13 protein-coding genes and 3 pseudogenes are annotated in these 16562 nt (G+C 52.5%); 7 read left to right on the forward strand and 9 right to left on the reverse strand.

Annotation, left to right across the window (positions count from 1 at the left end):
* Window positions 1-7: 7 nt before the first annotated feature.
* Window positions 8-1216, forward strand: coding sequence for an RNA-guided endonuclease InsQ/TnpB family protein (locus ABZJ92_RS09305; RefSeq protein ID WP_000826441.1), 1209 nt, complete (start codon window positions 8-10; stop codon window positions 1214-1216).
* Window positions 1217-1259: 43 nt separating this feature from the next.
* Here the strand turns inward: ABZJ92_RS09305 and ABZJ92_RS09310 are convergent.
* The 5 genes and pseudogenes from ABZJ92_RS09310 to nemR form a co-directional block, all read right to left on the reverse strand.
* Window positions 1260-5718: pseudogene (locus ABZJ92_RS09310) on the reverse strand (ATP-dependent helicase).
* A 92-nt stretch (window positions 5719-5810) separates the two neighbouring features.
* A complete protein-coding gene (gene rnt, locus ABZJ92_RS09315; RefSeq protein ID WP_001282281.1) occupies window positions 5811-6458 on the reverse strand; it encodes a ribonuclease T in 648 nt (215 codons plus the stop codon).
* A 102-nt stretch (window positions 6459-6560) separates the two neighbouring features.
* Window positions 6561-6968, reverse strand: a complete 408-nt coding sequence (gloA, locus tag ABZJ92_RS09320; RefSeq protein ID WP_001237796.1) for a lactoylglutathione lyase — start codon at window positions 6966-6968, stop codon at window positions 6561-6563.
* Between the two features lie 80 nt (window positions 6969-7048).
* Window positions 7049-8146: an N-ethylmaleimide reductase gene (gene nemA, locus ABZJ92_RS09325; RefSeq protein ID WP_000093572.1), complete on the reverse strand. Its 1098-nt coding sequence runs from the start codon at window positions 8144-8146 to the stop codon at window positions 7049-7051.
* A gap of 36 nt (window positions 8147-8182) precedes the next feature.
* Window positions 8183-8782, reverse strand: coding sequence for a DNA-binding transcriptional regulator NemR (gene nemR, locus ABZJ92_RS09330; protein ID WP_001032930.1), 600 nt, complete (start codon window positions 8780-8782; stop codon window positions 8183-8185).
* A 102-nt stretch (window positions 8783-8884) separates the two neighbouring features.
* On the opposite strand from nemR, the gene ABZJ92_RS09335 reads away from it, so the two are divergent.
* From ABZJ92_RS09335 to sodC, 3 genes are all read left to right on the forward strand, one after another.
* The gene (locus tag ABZJ92_RS09335; protein WP_000840481.1) at window positions 8885-9124 is read left to right on the forward strand and encodes a DUF1289 domain-containing protein; all 240 of its coding nucleotides are present in this window, start codon (window positions 8885-8887) and stop codon (window positions 9122-9124) included.
* 48 nt (window positions 9125-9172) lie between these two features.
* A complete protein-coding gene (locus tag ABZJ92_RS09340) occupies window positions 9173-10069 on the forward strand; it encodes an aldo/keto reductase (RefSeq protein ID WP_000250631.1) in 897 nt (298 codons plus the stop codon).
* Between the two features lie 80 nt (window positions 10070-10149).
* On the forward strand, window positions 10150-10671 hold the full coding sequence (gene sodC, locus ABZJ92_RS09345) for a superoxide dismutase [Cu-Zn] SodC (protein WP_005050299.1): 522 nt from the start codon (window positions 10150-10152) through the stop codon (window positions 10669-10671).
* Here sodC and ABZJ92_RS09350 read toward each other — a convergent pair.
* The 3 genes and pseudogenes from ABZJ92_RS09350 to ABZJ92_RS09360 form a co-directional block, all read right to left on the reverse strand.
* Window positions 10672-12684: pseudogene (locus ABZJ92_RS09350) on the reverse strand (FUSC family protein).
* The gene (locus ABZJ92_RS09355) at window positions 12684-13541 is read right to left on the reverse strand and encodes an efflux RND transporter periplasmic adaptor subunit (RefSeq protein WP_005050295.1); all 858 of its coding nucleotides are present in this window, start codon (window positions 13539-13541) and stop codon (window positions 12684-12686) included. Before ABZJ92_RS09355 ends, ABZJ92_RS09350 begins: the two are co-directional and overlap by 1 nt.
* 2 nt (window positions 13542-13543) lie before the next feature.
* Window positions 13544-13780 carry a DUF1656 domain-containing protein gene (locus tag ABZJ92_RS09360; protein ID WP_000670998.1) on the reverse strand — a complete coding sequence of 79 codons (237 nt, stop codon included), beginning with the start codon at window positions 13778-13780 and terminating at the stop codon, window positions 13544-13546.
* A 200-nt stretch (window positions 13781-13980) separates the two neighbouring features.
* Here ABZJ92_RS09360 and slyA point away from each other — a divergent pair, with 200 nt between their 5' ends.
* Window positions 13981-14415 carry a transcriptional regulator SlyA gene (gene slyA / locus ABZJ92_RS09365; RefSeq protein WP_001296943.1) on the forward strand — a complete coding sequence of 145 codons (435 nt, stop codon included), beginning with the start codon at window positions 13981-13983 and terminating at the stop codon, window positions 14413-14415.
* Window positions 14416-14461: 46 nt separating this feature from the next.
* On the opposite strand, the gene slyB is transcribed toward slyA, so the two are convergent.
* Complete coding sequence (slyB, locus tag ABZJ92_RS09370; protein ID WP_000597196.1) at window positions 14462-14929, reverse strand: outer membrane lipoprotein SlyB; 468 nt, start codon at window positions 14927-14929, stop codon at window positions 14462-14464.
* Between the two features lie 273 nt (window positions 14930-15202).
* On the opposite strand from slyB, the gene anmK reads away from it, so the two are divergent.
* Both anmK and ABZJ92_RS09380 read left to right on the forward strand, forming a co-directional pair.
* Window positions 15203-16312, forward strand: coding sequence for an anhydro-N-acetylmuramic acid kinase (gene anmK / locus ABZJ92_RS09375; protein ID WP_000835055.1), 1110 nt, complete (start codon window positions 15203-15205; stop codon window positions 16310-16312).
* A gap of 97 nt (window positions 16313-16409) precedes the next feature.
* Window positions 16410-16484 (forward strand): annotated as a pseudogene (locus tag ABZJ92_RS09380) (C-type lysozyme inhibitor); the annotation flags it as partial.
* Window positions 16485-16562 lie beyond the last annotated feature (78 nt).

A 16562-nucleotide genomic window follows, 5' to 3' on the forward strand; every position in this document is an offset into this window, starting at 1 on the left:
TTGACCTGTGAAACGATTACAGGCATTTAAATTCCAGTTAAGACCCGGTGGTCAACAGGAGCGTGAAATGAGGCGCTTCGCAGGCGCATGTCGTTTCGTTTTCAATCGTGCTCTGGCGCTTCAGAATGAGAATCATGAGGCCGGTAATAAATACATCCCTTACGGGAAAATGGCTTCCTGGCTGGTTGAGTGGAAAAACGCCACTGAAACGCAATGGCTTAAAGATTCGCCCTCACAGCCATTGCAACAGTCACTGAAAGACCTTGAGCGGGCTTACAAAAACTTCTTCCAGAAGCGGGCTGCTTTTCCCCGATTCAAAAAGCGGGGACAGAATGCTGCATTCCGCTACCCGCAGGACGTTAAGCTCGATCAGGAAAACAGCCGTATTTTTCTGCCGAAACTTGGCTGGATGCGCTACCGGAATAGCCGTCAGGTCACGGGAGTTGTGAAAAATGTCACTGTCAGCCAGTCCTGCGGTACGTGGTACATCAGTATTCAGACAGAAAGTGAAGTATCAACTCCGGTTCACCCTTCAGCATCAATGATCGGGCTGGATGCTGGCGTGGCTAAACTCGCCACGCTGTCAGATGGCACAGTCTTTGAGCCTGTAAACAGTTTTCAAAAAAACCAGAAGACGCTGGCGAGACTTCAGCGACAGTTAAGCCGGAAGGTCAAATTCAGCAACAACTGGCAGAAGCAGAAACGCAAAATACAGCGACTGCATTCCTGTATCGCAAATATCCGCAGGGACTACCTTCACAAAGTCACAACGACCGTCAGCAAAAACCACGCAATGATAGTCATTGAGGATTTGAAGGTCAGCAACATGTCAAAGTCAGCAGCGGGTACGGTCAGCCAGCCGGGGCGCAATGTCCGGGCAAAATCAGGTTTAAACCGTTCGATACTGGATCAGGGCTGGTATGAAATGCGCCGCCAGCTTGAGTACAAGCAGCTCTGGAGTGGCGGTCAGGTGCTTGCTGTTCCGCCAGCGTACACAAGCCAGCGTTGCGCGTGCTGTGGTCATACAGCGAAAGAAAACCGCCTGTCACAAAGTAAATTCAGATGCCAGGTATGTGGATATACAGCGAACGCCGATGTAAATGGCGCTCGTAACATTTTAGCGGCGGGGCACGCCGTTCTTGCCTGTGGAGAGATGGTGCAGTCAGGCCGCTCGTTGAAGCAGGAACCCACCGAAATGATTCAGGCGACAGCTTGAACGTAGCAGGGAACCACGTCTTTCAGGGCGTGGAGGATGTCAACTATCCCCAATCCAGCCCTTGTGGCGAACTTGAAAATCCCGCCTCACGCAGCAGCGTAAACATCGGCGTTTGCCGGACCGGAAGATCATTCACTTCTGTTAGCGTAAAGCGCAGCCTTGGTTCGCGACGCAGTGCGGTGGTCAGCGCCTGGAAAATCTCTGGGGCGAGTAATTCCTCCTTTTCCTGCCAGACCAGCATTTTTTTGCCGCCTTGCGCCAGATAGAGTAACAATTTGCCGCCAGAAACGACCACCAGCGCACCCGCCCGACGCGTTGGTACCAGCGTTGCCGGATGTGCAGCCCAGGGCAGAAGATTTCCCCACACATTAGCCGGATCGTTGGCGGAGAGCGCCACTGGTGTATAGTGGCGTGTTTGCGTGGCTTGTGTCGCCAGATCGCGCAATCGGTCAATAGTCAGACGTTCAGCGAATTGCGCGCCACCCAGACCTTCTACAAAACGACCTCGCATAATTCGCCCGGAGTCTTCCATACTTCGACAAAGTGTTTGCATCGATGGAAACCCGCCAGGGATATTTTCGGCTATCACCGCCTGACGACTGATGATGCCGTAGCGGTCGAGCATATTTTCCGCCAGCGCCAGCATCCTTTCGGTATCGTTTAGTGGCTCCACCTGCAATAACGACCAGCGTCCAGCCAGATTTGGTGTGTTGTAAGATACCCGCGGCGAGACGGGTTGTGCATAGACAGGACGCCCACGACGAGCCCGGTGACTGCGGCGAGTTGAGGTGCGTGCGTTGGAACTGCTGCGGGTGAGGGCGCGTAACGGTGCCCAAATATCGCTGGTAATGACGCCTTGCCAGACCAGCGCCCATAACGCCTCTTGCAGTGCCGAGGAATCAACCGATTCGACGATTTTATCGCGTATCCGTTGGCTGATTTGTTGTGCAAACCAGGCTCCTCCGTCAGCCAGAACAGCGATTATCGCTTGCTGCAGCGCCGAACGATTCGCCTGATCCGCTTCGGCGGGAGTGAACGATTCTGCGGCATATTTCTGTAGATGCAGTGCCACCAGGCCGTCATCTTCACCCAGCTTTTTTTTGTCCCGACCAGATAACCGCTCCGGTTGCCAGTAATTCATCGAGCATTTCTGGCGAATAGTCGCGTACGCGGGCAGGCAGGATCTGGCTTTCCCAGAGTGAGGCGGGTAAACCGACTCCGGCAAGCTGTTCGATCACCCGCATCACTCCATCTACGCCCTCATAAACGCCTGGAGATGTTGAGGCAAAGAGCGCCGGGCTACCATCGGTGGCGGGTAATACGCCCTGACGTTCCAGCAGCAATCGCGCATAGGTCGTGGCTGCAACGGGACGCGTCGCTTCTCTGGCGGCTTGCAGCGAGCGCAAACGCAGACGACGAAATACTTCATCGCTCACCCAGATGTCTTGTTGCAGATTCATCACCAGACCCTGTTCACGCAGTTGCTGAAGCTGCTCTTCGACAATGGCAATACCGAGACTAAACTCATGAGCCAGTTGTTCAGCCGTGACCAGAGCATGAGCCCGGAGATAGCGCAGAAAGAGGTCGCGAAGCGGGTAACTGACTCTATGTAAATAAATCTCTGGCAATGACTCTGGTAGCCGTACGCCGAGGGCATCACGCAGCCTGGCGGCATCATCCATACAGGCAAGACGCTCCTGTCCGCTAATCATCGCTGGGAAGATTCGTTTTACTGCAAGAAGATTTTCCAGATACGACGCAACCTCTTCACTGCTGCCTGTATGCCGTTGCGCCAGGTCTTCAACGGTCATTGGCCCCAGTTCGCGCAGCAGGTCGAACAATCCTTCTTCACCTTTCGCTCTTCTACCAGGAGCCAGTCGTTGCAACTCTTCTTCCACCTGGCGAATGACCTGCGGGTCGAGTAATTCCCCCGGATCGACCTGTCCGAGTAGATTGCGCAGTAACTCGCTGTCCAGCGACAGTACGGATGCCCGGCGCTCTGCCAGCGGGGCGTCGCTCTGGTACATAAATTCCGCGACATAGCCGAACAATAAACTTGTGGCGAAAGGCGAGGGCGTAGTGGTCGTTACATCGGATATTTGAATTTCGCCACCGTTCAGGCGACGCATCAAACGTTCCAGTGCGGGAAGATCATAAACATCTTGCAGACATTCGCGTAGGGTTTCGAGAATGACCGGAAAATCCGGATATCCCTGAGCGATTTCCAGCAACTGACTGGCGCGCAGCCGTTGTTGCCAAAGCGGGGTGCGATGGCCCGGCGTGCGGCCCGGCATTAATAATGCCCGCGCGGCGCATTCGCGAAAACGGGCGGCGAAAAGTGCCGAGCTGCCTACCGCCTCGCGGACAATTTGCAGCAACTTTTCTGGTTAAAACAAAAAAATCGCGGCGTCGGGCAATTTACCATCAGTGTCAGGAATGCGCGCAACAATGCTGTCATCACTGGCGACCACAGACGCGTCAGCGCCCCATAGGGCATGTATTCGCCCGGCAATCGCCAGCGCCCAGGGTTCATGCACCCGTCTTCCATAGGGAGAGTGCAAAATAATACGCCAGTCGCCAATTTCATCACGGCACCGTTCGAGGACCAGATGGCGACTCCCCGGAACGATGCCCGTCGCGTTGCGTTGCTCGTCAATCAACCCCTGAATATTGGCGTTCGTATTTTCTTCTGCCAGCCACGGGGGAATAGTCCCGGAAAAGAACGCGCCATCCGCCAGTAAATGAAGAAAATCGCCGATCATCTCGCCTAATTCAGCCGGACGTCCGTTACCTTCACCACGCCAGAAGGGGAGCTGGGCAGAACGACCCGGAGCAGGAGTCACAATCACCTGATCGCGGGTGATTTGCTGGATCCGCCATGAGGTAGCGCCGAGAGTGATAATGTCGTTCACCCGCGACTCATATACCATCTCCTCATCCAGTTCACCCACCCGCCGCGAACCGGCCTTTTCTTCACCTTCGGGTAATAACACGCTATACATGCCACGATCCGGAATGGTGCCGCCGCTGGTAACCGCCAACAATTGAGCGCCAGGTCGGGCGGTCAATATCCCGGTCTCCCTGTTCCAGACCAGTTTGGGGCGAAAAGCAGAAAAATCGCCAGAGGGATAGCGCCCGGAAAGCATATCCAGCGTGGCGTCAAAAACACGTCTTGGCAGATCTTTCCACGGTGCGGTACGGCGTACGCGGGAGTACCATTCGTCTACCTGTAATGCATCCATCGCCGCGGCGGCAACGGTTTGCTGCGCAAGGACGTCGAGAGGATTATGCGGTGGTGTCAGGTTTTCCAGCCTGCCTGCGAACATACACTCTACAATGACTGCGGAATCGACTAAATCACGCCGGGTACGGGGGAAAAACAGCCCTTTAGATACACCGCCAACCTGATGTCCGGCGCGACCAATGCGTTGTAACCCACTGGCAACAGAAAGCGGCGTTGCCACCTGAATCACCAGATCCACCGCGCCCATATCAATCCCCAGTTCAAGACTGGAGGTTGCGACCACGCAGCGTAATTCACCCGATTTCAGCGCCTGTTCGGTGATTGCTCGTTGTTCTTTAGAGACGGAGCCGTGGTGTGAGCGGGCAATAAAAACGTCGCTACTTTGTACACGGTTAGAGGTTGCGCCGGAGGTCGACTCGAAATGGGCCGCATCAACGGCGATAGACGGGGAACGCTGTAAGCGTGCGGCGTAAAGCTCATTTAATCGTGCCGTCAGTTTTTCCGCCAGCCCGCGTGAATTAGTAAAGACAATGGTCGAGCGATGGCGCAACACTTCATCAAGGATACCCGTTTCAATATATGGCCAGATGGAGCCTTCCCGGCCGGCATGGCTGTCTTCGCCGGTGCCGCTGGCGACCGATGAGACATCATCCATATTGGCGACCGGTACGACAATTCGTATCTGCGGATGGCGCATTGTGGGCGGGTTGACTACCGTAACCGGGCGATCGCCACCAAGAAATGCTGCCACATCGCTGGCTGAGCGCACAGTGGCAGAAAGGCCAATTCGCTGTGCTGAGGTGTGGAGCAGCGCATCGAGCCGCTCCAGACTTAACGCCAGATGCGCACCACGTTTACTGCCCGCTACCGCGTGGACTTCATCAATAATTACCGTTTCGCCGCGCCGCCGCCGTTCATCGGCAATACCCTTCAACGGGATCTGCAAGTTGCGCTGAACGTCGGTGCCCAGGGCTTTTATCGGTGAAATATAGAGGATGCGTGAGGTTTTACGCTTATGCGCCTCGCGGGTATCTTCGCCGCCTTCGCGGAAGAGCCGATCGAGGGCGTAGAGAAATGCTGCCAGCGTTTTCCCGGAGCCAGTCGGTGCAATCACCAGCGCATGTTCGCCTCGCGCCGCCACATGCCAGGTTTGCGACTGGACAGCGGTCGGCTGTTTAAAGGCGCGAAGAAACCAGTCGCGGGTCGCCGGTGAAAACACGTCCGGCAGGAGCGATGAAGGGTCTGGATTATCTGCCATTAACGCTATTCCCCGTGAATATCATGCTTGATGCGTGGAATAGCCTCACTATAGATGCCTGAATCATTGCATGTCATCAGGCATCGACTCGATTACACCTCTTCGGCGGCAGGTAGCGGCCAGCCTCCCAGACGTTTCCAGCGGTTGACGATTTCACAAAACAGCACAGCAGTGCGTTCGGTGTCGTACAGCGCGGAGTGCGCCTGGGTGCTGTCGAAGTCCATGCCAGCGGTCTGGCAAGCCTTTGACAATACGGTTTGTCCGAGTGCCAGCCCGGCCAGTGCAGCAGTGTCAAAAGTGGCGAAAGGGTGGAACGGGTTACGTTTCAGCGAGGCGCGTTCTGCGGCGGCCATCATAAAGCTGTGATCAAAATTGGCGTTGTGCGCCACCATAATGGCGCGGTTACAGCCGCTCGCTTTAATACCTTTACGTACAACTTTAAAAATTTCGTGCAGCGCCTCGTATTCGCTGACCGCGCCGCGATCGGGATCGTTCGGGTCAATGCCGTTGAAGGCGAGGGCTTCTGGTTGCAAATTTGCGCCGACAAATGGTTCGACGTGGAAATGTAATGTGGTGTCCGGCATCAGCCAGCCTTGTTCATCCATTTTCAGGGTGATGGCGGCAATCTCAAGCAGCGCATCGGTTTTGGCGTTAAATCCGGCTGTTTCAACATCGATCACAACAGGATAAAAACCACGAAAACGGTCGCACAGACCGGTAAGTTGAGCGTTATCGGACATCTGATTCTCTTAATACGGATAAATTGCAGCGCGCATTATGACAAATATTACTTGTCGATGCAGTAAAGATGCGGGCGCGATGAGTTCACGCCCGGCAGGAGATTAGTTGCCTAGACCGCGACCGGCGTCTTTCTCTTCGATTAACTCAATTTTGTAACCGTCCGGATCTTCCACAAACGCGATAACCGTAGTACCGCCTTTTACCGGACCCGCTTCACGGGTCACGTTACCCCCGTTTTGACGGATTTTTTCGCACGCTTCAGCGGCGTTATCTACGCTAAGCGCGATGTGACCATAAGCAGTGCCGAGTTCGTATTTATCCACGCCCCAGTTGTAGGTCAGTTCAATCACCGCTTCTTCGGTTTCCGGGCCGTAGCCAACAAACGCCAGTGAGTATTTGTATTCCGGGTTTTCGCTGGTACGCAGCAGTTTCATGCCCAGCACTTTGGTATAAAAATCGATGGAGCGTTGCAAATCGCCAACGCGCAGCATGGTATGAAGAAGACGCATCTTTTTATCCTCAAAATGGCTAACAGATTCAAAATGTTGTTTTAGTATAGCGGCGGCTTTACGCCGCTCGCAATGTTGGATTACAACGTCGGGTAATCGGTATAGCCTTCCGCGCCGCCACCGTAGAAACTTTCGGCACGCTGTGGGTTAAGCTCAGCTTTGAGCTGCAAGCGGGCGACCAGATCCGGGTTCGCAATCCAGTCACGACCAAATGCCACCGCATCAATTAACCCTTTGCCGATCAGCGTTTCAGCTTTTTCTACTGTGTATGCACCTGCGCCGATAATCGGACCGTGGAAACGGGCGCGTACTTTTTCGCGGAACGCATCAGTATACGGTTCACCCCCCGCCCAATCTGGTTCTGACATATGCAGATAAGCAATGCCGCGTTTACCCAGTTGTTCAATCAGATACAGTGCATCGGCTTCTTCATTCGGGCCGTTATCTGTGTTCTGGAAAGTACCGATTGGCGAAACGCGAATGCCAATGCGATCGGCACCCCATTCTTCAATCCCGGCATCGACCACTTCCAGTACCAAACGTGCGCGATTTTCCACGCTGCCGCCGTACTGATCGGTACGATGGTTTGAAGAAGGGGAAAGGAACTGATGCAGCAAATAACCGTGAGCAGAGTGGAGCTCTACCAGATCAAAAGCGGCTTCACGCGCGTTAGCAATGGCCTGACGGAAATCATTGACGATACCCGGAATCTCTTCCAGTTCAAGCGCACGCGGCATGGATGTTTCAACGCGGATCGCCTGACCATTTTCATCGCGCAGAGAAGTACGTGTTCCCGCGCTAAGTGCTGAAGGCGCTACCGGTGCCTGACCGCCAGGTTGCAGGCTGGCGTGAGAAATGCGTCCGGTGTGCCACAGCTGCAAGGCCATATGACCATTTTCAGCATGAACGCCAGCGGTGATTTTTTTCCATGCGGCAATTTGCTCCGGACTATGGATGCCAGGCGCACCTGCATATCCTTTTGCCTGGGCAGAAATTTGCGTGGCTTCACTAATAATCAAACCGGCACTGGCACGTTGGCGATAGTATTCCGCCATCAACGGGGTAGGAATGTCACCCGGTTCAATACTGCGCAGACGCGTCAGCGGTGCCATAAAAATACGGTTTGCCGCCGTGATCGCGCCCACTTTCAGTGGGGAATACAGTTTTTCAGATGACATAAAGGCTCCCGGTCGTCTGGTGATAAAAAATGCCTGCTAAACGGCAGGCGTCGCAATAATGTTTTTTACATGGGCCAGCGCGTTTTCCAGTGGCTCGAAACTGCGCGAAATTTTGGCCTGCAGATTCGCGCCAAGCCATAGTGCGTAAAGCACTTGTGCCTGTTGTAGCGGTTCGCCACAAAAGGTTAAACAATGGTTCTCACGGCCATTTTCCAGAGCCTGCGAGAGCAGGGCGATCACGCCGCGAGCACCTTTATCCATCGCGCTGCGCATATCTTCTGACAGATCGCACACTTCGGCAGAGAGTTTTACTGTCAGGCAACCACTGATGGTTCCATGTTGGCAAAACTGGTTCAGTGTTTGCTGGTAATAAGCCAGTATGCGGTCGCGGTAGTTACCTTCGCCGGATTGCAGCAACTCAGCCAGTCGCTGGTGATATGCGGCGTAATGACGCTCAAGCATGGCAACGCCAAACGCTTCTTTAGAGCGAAAGTAGTGATAGAAGGACCCTTTCGGCACTTCAGCGGTTTTTAGTAATTCGCTTAGCCCCATCCCGGTGAATCCACGTTGCAGGCAAAGTTGCTCGCCCGTCGCCAAGAGATGTTCGCGAGTATCATGTTCGGTGTGTTTGTTCATGCGTTGGAGTGTAGTAGACCAGTTGGTCTAGTGCAAGCAAAGTTGCTACTTTGGACATTAACAGCTTCAATAATGGTAATAATCTTATCTGAGGAGGGCGAGGTGGCGGAGCAATTAGAGTTCTTTCCCGTCCAGAGCCCGTGCCGGGGAATTTGCCAGTCTGACGAACGCGGGTTTTGTCGCGGCTGTTTTCGTAGTCGGGATGAGCGTTTTAACTGGAATAAAATGAGCGATGGCGAAAAACAAGAGGTGCTGCGCCTTTGTCGGCAGCGATTAATGCGCAAATTACGCGCAAATAAGCCAGCGTCATCAGACGAACCGGAGCAACCATCACTCTTTTGAACCTAATCTTGCGTATACTCCTCTTATATCTGATAAGAGGAAGCGATTATGGTTCAGCGTATTACTATTGCGCCGGAAGGCCCGGAGTTTTCCCGTTTTGTGATGGGCTACTGGCGATTGATGGACTGGAATATGTCCGCCCGCCAGCTGGTCAGTTTTATTGAAGAGCATCTGGATCTCGGCGTGACCACCGTGGACCATGCTGATATTTATGGTGGCTATCAGTGCGAAGCGGCGTTTGGCGAGGCACTGAAACTGGCACCTCACCTGCGTGAACGGATGGAAATCGTCAGTAAATGCGGTATCGCGACGACCGCGCGTGAAGAAAACGTCATTGGTCATTACATCACTGACCGCAATCACATCATTAAGAGCGCCGAACAGTCGCTAATTAATCTCGCGACCGATCATCTGGATCTGCTGTTAATCCACCGACCAGACCCGTTAATGGATGCCGATGAAGTGGCGGACGCGTTCAAACATCTGCATCAGAGCGGCAAAGTGCGTCATTTTGGCGTATCGAACTTTACGCCTGCGCAATTTGCCCTGTTGCAATCACGTCTGCCGTTTACCCTTGCCACTAATCAGGTGGAAATATCCCCGGTGCATCAGCCGTTACTGCTGGATGGCACGCTCGACCAACTACAACAACTGCGTGTTCGTCCGATGGCGTGGTCCTGCCTTGGTGGTGGTCGTCTGTTTAATGATGATTATTTCCAGCCGCTGCGTGATGAACTGGCTGTGGTGGCGGAGGAGTTAAACGCGGGCTCGATTGAACAGGTGGTTTACGCCTGGGTATTACGTTTACCGTCGCAGCCGCTGCCAATTATCGGCTCAGGTAAAATTGAGCGCGTACGGGCAGCTGTCGAAGCAGAAACACTGAAAATGACCCGTCAACAATGGTTTCGTATCCGTAAAGCTGCACTGGGGTACGACGTACCGTAAGCACTTTTAGGAATAGCCGCCGTTCAAAAATGTGTCACTGGTTTACACTTATTCAGGAATGCACAATGAACGGAGGTCCTATGAAACGTTTTAGTCTGGCCATTCTGGCGCTGGTTGTTGCGACCGGCGCACAAGCTGCCAGTGAAAAAGTCGAGATGAACCTCGTCACGTCGCAAGGGGTTGGGCAGTCAATTGGTAGCGTCACCATTACTGAAACCGATAAAGGTCTGGAGTTTTCACCCGATCTGAAAGCATTACCCCCCGGTGAACATGGCTTCCATATTCATGCCAAAGGAAGCTGCCAGCCAGCCACCAAAGATGGCAAAGCCAGCGCCGCGGAATCCGCAGGCGGGCATCTTGATCCACAAAATACCGGTAAACATGAAGGGCCAGAAGGTACCGGGCATTTAGGCGATCTGCCTGCACTGGTCGTCAATAATGACGGCAAAGCTACCGATGCCGTCATCGCGCCTCGTCTGAAATCACTGGATGAAATCAAAGACAAGGCGCTGATGGTCCACGTTGGCGGCGATAATATGTCCGATCAACCTAAACCGCTGGGCGGTGGCGGTGAACGCTATGCCTGTGGTGTAATTAAGTAATTACGAGGCCAGCGTACCTTGCGGTGGTGCTTGCTCAAGTTGCGAAAGCGAGCAGTACAGCCGCCAGACAATTGCCGCCAGCTCACGGGCGGCAGGTTGATGATGACGGGCAAGGCTGTCGCAAATCCGCTGTAATTCTTCAAGTGTGGCCGCCAGTGATTTTTGCTGAACGCCACGCTCACTCATCACTCCCCGCAACAGTGAAATACAGTTATCCCGTACTCGCGATAACGGATCGGAACGCGATTCCCAGTCGCGCAATTGCCAGACAACATGAGAACAGTTCAGCAGCACTACACCCCAGCGTAATAACCAACGGCGAGCCAGCGCATCCTGGCTGTTACTCAACTGACTGACGTGATGATAAGTGAGCGATTCAAATTCGCTTTCACTCAGTGTTGGATGGCGGCTTAGCTGATCGACAAAATCCCGGCGCAGCGCGCGAATATGGCGGCGGCTTTTACGAGCATCCGATCCTGGACGCAGAATGGCGAACGCTAGCCAAGCCAGCGCAACGCCAACGATTTTTGCCAGATTATAGTTAAGAAAATCAGCAAAATCATACACCGGGGGATTAGTGACAGCGATAAACGAACCCATAAAAACAATCAGTTGCCCCCACAGTGCGGCAAATTTGGGCATCTGCAATTTAAGAAGCTGCATTGTCGCCAGCAGTGGAAAGAGAAACAGTAAAAATTGCCACAGATCGCTAATCTGGACCATCAGGCCAAATTTGACCACAAAGCTGAATAGCGAAAGTAACACCAGCGTGCGCATCAGCAGTGACAACGACTTAAACGGTGCTGCGACGGCGGAGTAGAGTACGCAGCTAATTGCTGCCAGCGTTAATGCATTGGCACCGGCATCCCATTGCGATGCAATACTCCATGCGCCAATCATCATCAACGTACAAAATGTACGCAGCCCGCTCCACATAGCTTCGGCGTTGTCGGTATGACGAGCCAGAGCGGATGTCCGTGCGAGTCTGGCATGATCATCTACACCGCTTTGCAGACGATGTAATTCCTGACTACTTTGCAGATAAAGGCGGCAAAAATAACGTAGTCGCTGCCAGAAGGCGACGTGCCGGTAGTCGGCGACGTTGGTCGGGCGTAGCGGGGCGATAATACGTGCGACGGTGTAAGCATCTGTTTGCGAACTGGCGAGCGCCGTCAGCAATTGTTCGAGAATTTCTCGCGTGGCACCTGGCGGTGAGGGCCAGTTGAGCAACATACGTCGCAGGCTGGAGATGACACTGGTCATACGTAATTGCTGGTGGAGTAGCGCATTAAGGCGCGCGTTTTGCTGGCGAAAACGATAGTGGCTCCAGAAAGCCTGGATACGCAGCAAATTCATGGTCAGTATCTGCCCAATCACCCCCTCATGTGCTGCACGAATGGCATCGTTTGTTTCAGGCTGCCAGAGTAAACTGGCATGTTCCAGTAATCGGGCGTGCATGTTTTTCAATGCAGTTAAAAGGGCAGTAGCATCGGAACTGCTAGGCAGGATCATCATCATCATGCCGCCGCACAAAATACCGACTATCACCTCGCAAACGCGCGCCTGAGCGATATCCCACAGCTGGCTGGCCTCAGTAATATTAACCATCGGAAAGGCGATGATGGCAGCCGTGTAGCCCGCCAGTTGAAATGCATACGCGACGTTATTCGTGAAGTGCGCACAGGCCTAGGTACAAAAGCCAAGCCACGCCGACATGCTCAATAGAAAAAACCACGGCTCATTGAGCGTATGTCCGGCAAGAAGCAGTGCCGCAATGGCTCCCAGTAAACTGCCAGCCATGCGTCCGAGGCTTTTGCTGATGACACCGCCAACGGTGGGAAAGCTAACCACTGCAGCCGAGGTCATCGCCCAATAGGGTTCATCCAGATTCAAATAATAGGCAACCGTCAGCGCCAGACACATGGCAATGGTATTGCGTAACGCATAACGCCATTGCGCCAGCGTGGCCCTGAACCAGGGCAAATTGCGCAAGGACCATGACGATGCGTTCATTATTGACCTACGGCAATGCTACAGGTGGTGCCCGACACCAGCGTGACATCGCCTGGAACTTTATCCAGCGCAAAGCGGACGGGAACGAGTTGGGCGAGACGAACCCAGGGGACGTTAGGTTTCACATCCGGAATAAGGCTTGAGTCACTTTCAACGCTCTGATCATAAATCGCCCGACCGATACTGGAAACGTGACCCTGTAACGTTTTGTTATCACTATAGAGGGTAATTTGTGCTGGTGCACCTTCGCGGATATGGCGCAACTTGGTTTCTTCAAAATAACCAATGACGTAAAACGAGTGGCTGTCGACAAGGGCAAACAGCGGTTTCCCGGTGTCAGCGTAATCGCCGATGCGGGTAGTGAGGTTAGTCACCCATCCACTCACCGGGGCGCGAATTTCCGTTTGCGCCAGTTGCCATTGTGTCTGTTTCAGCGTCGCCTGTGCGGCATTAACACTGGCCTGCATCGCTTTAACATTGAGGTTAGCGGTATCGAGTTCTTCGGCAAAAATAAAATTTTGTGAGAGATGACGACGACGATTCGCTTCGTTATTGGCTTTTGCGAGGTCAGATTGCGCTTTCGCCAGCTGAGCCTGTGCGTTCAGCTCGGCGATCTGAAAGGGCGTTTTATCGATCGTGAGCAGAAGTTCCCCCGCGTTAACCAGTTGGTTGTCTTTTATATTCAGCTCAACAATACGTCCCGACACCTGTGGGGTGATAGAAACCTGTTCTGCGCGTATTTTCCCGTCGCGTGTCCACGGAGATTGCATGTAATAATTCCACAGCCACCATCCGGCAAGAACCGCAACTATCGCTACAATGATTGTTGAGAAATACTTAATTGTTTTAATTGACATAGTTACCACGCAATCAGTATTGCCAGAGCAAGGCAAACGCAAATCGCAAACAGCGATAAATCCATTAACAAGGGATGCCAGATATCGCCGGCGTAGATCCAGCCACGAAGCAGGCGGTGTACGACAAGCCAGATGACGAATCCAAACGCGAATGCTTTGAAAAACGGAGGAAAATAGACGGACGCACCGAACACCAGATCTTGTAAGGGCAATCCTGTTGCATTGAGCATAAACTTCACAAAGTAGATTCCTTTACGACCGAATATATTGCGTTAGATTAATAAATATTCTTTAAGTGCGAAAAATTTACGCGCAATTTCTGAAAAATATGTCTGACGGTAACCAAATGCAGCAATACATTTGTTTTAGCAATACAATTGCTGCACACTATTCTAAAAGCCGCATAATATCTTAGCAAGCTAATTATAAGGAGATGAAATTGGAATCGCCACTAGGTTCTGATCTGGCACGGTTGGTGCGCATATGGCGTGCTCTGATAGACCATCGCCTGAAACCGCTGGAGTTAACACAAACCCATTGGGTTACGTTACACAATATCCATCAGTTACCTCCAGACCAGTCGCAAATTCAACTGGCAAAAGCGATTGGCATCGAGCAGCCATCACTGGTCCGTACTCTGGACCAACTGGAAGAAAAAGGGTTAATTTCGCGTCAAACTTGTGCCAGCGATCGTCGGGCTAAACGTATTAAACTGACGGAAAAGGCAGAGCCACTGATCAGCGAAATGGAAGCTGTTATTAACAAAACCCGCGCGGAAATATTACATGGCATCTCCGCAGAGGAACTGGAGCAACTGATTACGCTCATCGCAAAACTTGAGCATAATATCATTGAGTTACAGGCCAAAGGGTGAAATGAAGGGGGCGTGTGGTCAGTAACCTGACCACACGCAAACTTATTTAGCGCGGAGAAACGGTCACCTGACTGCCATTGCTGGCCAGTACGACACGTTGGCCCGGAGAGAAACGAGTGTTGCCTTGTTTCTGTACCACCATGATGGTATTACCATCGTCTTTACGAATTTCCAGCTCGACACCCTGCGTTTTGTTCATTGCACTCTGTACGCCCTGACCAGCTACGCCACCTGCAACAGCGCCTGCTGCAGTAGCCAGAGAACGCCCGGTTCCGCCACCAACAGTATTCCCCAGGAAACCACCAAGAACAGCACCGCCAATTGCACCGATAACGTTGGAATCATCACCGCCCTGAATCTGTACCGGACGTACGTTAACGATGGTGCCATAGCTGACATTCTGTACTTGTTTCGCTTCAGAAGCGGTATAAACATCCCCTGACAGGGTGTCGTTATTAACACAACCGACAAGAGACAGACCTACCATTGAAACAACCAATACGCGTTTAATCATTGAAAAATCTCCTGTTCACCATGAAACGCCACGCAAGCATCCCTCATGGTCAAAGTATATGGCATATGTGAATCCATGGTTACATGTTCTACCAAATATGAGCAAATCATAATGAAAGTAGGATCAACCAATTATAAACAAAACATTCATGATGATTATTGATTTGAAGATAATGTTTTACTACCAACGGTAAAAATCGGTCATTCCGCATGGTATTCACGAAAAGTTTATGTTTGAGTGGTGCGCAAACGTCAGATTGAAAAAGGATGAACTATGAAATCGGGCCGCTTTATTGGCGTTATGTCAGGCACCAGCCTTGATGGTGTTGATGTTGTGTTGGCGACAATTGATGAACACCGGGTCGCACAGCTGGCAAGCTTGAGCTGGCCGATCCCGGTGTCTCTGAAACAGGCTGTACTGGATATTTGCCAGGGCCAGCAGCTTACACTTTCGCAGTTTGGACAGCTTGATACTCAACTCGGGCGACTTTTTGCTGATGCGGTCAATGCCTTGCTTAAGGAACAAAACCTGCAGGCGAGAGATATAGTTGCGATCGGCTGTCACGGTCAAACCGTCTGGCATGAACCGACGGGCGTGGCACCACACACTTTACAGATTGGCGATAACAATCAAATTGTGGCACGCACCGGAATTACGGTTGTCGGTGATTTTCGCCGTCGCGATATTGCCTTGGGAGGACAAGGCGCACCGCTGGTACCTGCGTTCCATCATGCCTTGCTGGCTCACCCAACCGAGCGACGAATGGTGCTCAATATTGGCGGCATCGCCAATCTGTCACTGCTCATTCCTGGGCAGCTGGTTGGCGGCTACGATACCGGTCCTGGTAACATGCTGATGGATGCCTGGATCTGGCGTCAGGCAGGTAAACCTTACGATAAAGATGCCGAGTGGGCACGGGCGGGTAAAGTTATTCTCCCACTGCTGCAAAATATGCTCAGCGACCCGTATTTCTCGCAACCTGCACCGAAAAGCACCGGACGCGAATACTTTAACTACGGCTGGCTGGAGCGCCATTTACGCCATTTTCCGGGTGTTGATCCCCGTGATGTTCAGGCCACACTGGCAGAACTCACCGCCGTGACCATTTCTGAACAAGTTTTGTTGAGCGGTGGCTGCGAACGATTGATGGTATGTGGTGGAGGTAGTCGTAATCCGCTACTCATGGCGCGTCTGGCGGTATTACTGCTAGGCACAGAAGTCACCACCACCGATGCCGTTGGCATTAGTGGCGATGACATGGAAGCATTGGCTTTCGCCTGGCTTGCCTGGCGGACGCTGGCGGGATTACCAGGAAATCTGCCTTCCGTCACTGGCGCAAGCCAGGAGACGGTACTGGGGGCTATTTTCCCCGCCAACTCGTGATATCAGAATTAACTGAATTTTTTCTTATCGTGTCTGCCGTTACACTTGGAAGATTAAGGAGGGTATTTGCCCTCCGGACCAGGAAAGTCTTCGGGATATGACTATGAAAAAACTGTTAATTATCATTTTGCCGGTCCTTCTCTCCGGTTGTAGCGCCTTTAATCAACTGGTTGTAGACTGGCCCCCTGAATCTCCAGACAACCAGTATCACTTATTTAAGTGATAGTCTTAATACTAGTTTTTAGACTAG

The sequence above is a fragment of the Shigella sp. FJ200513 genome (assembly GCF_040495915.1).
GTDB lineage: Bacteria > Pseudomonadota > Gammaproteobacteria > Enterobacterales > Enterobacteriaceae > ECMA0423.

Bases quoted from the DNA above. Each gene is read 5' to 3' on its own strand.
- slyB (WP_000597196.1), bottom strand. From the start codon at position 14,929: ATGATTAAACGCGTATTGGTTGTTTCAATGGTAGGTCTGTCTCTTGTC.
- nemR (WP_001032930.1), bottom strand. From the start codon at position 8,782: ATGAACAAACACACCGAACATGATACTCGCGAACATCTCTTGGCGACG.
- ABZJ92_RS09340 (WP_000250631.1), top strand. From the start codon at position 9,173: ATGGTTCAGCGTATTACTATTGCGCCGGAAGGCCCGGAGTTTTCCCGT.
- gloA (WP_001237796.1), bottom strand. From the start codon at position 6,968: ATGCGTCTTCTTCATACCATGCTGCGCGTTGGCGATTTGCAACGCTCC.
- nemA (WP_000093572.1), bottom strand. From the start codon at position 8,146: ATGTCATCTGAAAAACTGTATTCCCCACTGAAAGTGGGCGCGATCACG.
- anmK (WP_000835055.1), top strand. From the start codon at position 15,203: ATGAAATCGGGCCGCTTTATTGGCGTTATGTCAGGCACCAGCCTTGAT.
- ABZJ92_RS09355 (WP_005050295.1), bottom strand. From the start codon at position 13,541: ATGTCAATTAAAACAATTAAGTATTTCTCAACAATCATTGTAGCGATA.
- rnt (WP_001282281.1), bottom strand. From the start codon at position 6,458: ATGTCCGATAACGCTCAACTTACCGGTCTGTGCGACCGTTTTCGTGGT.
- sodC (WP_005050299.1), top strand. From the start codon at position 10,150: ATGAAACGTTTTAGTCTGGCCATTCTGGCGCTGGTTGTTGCGACCGGC.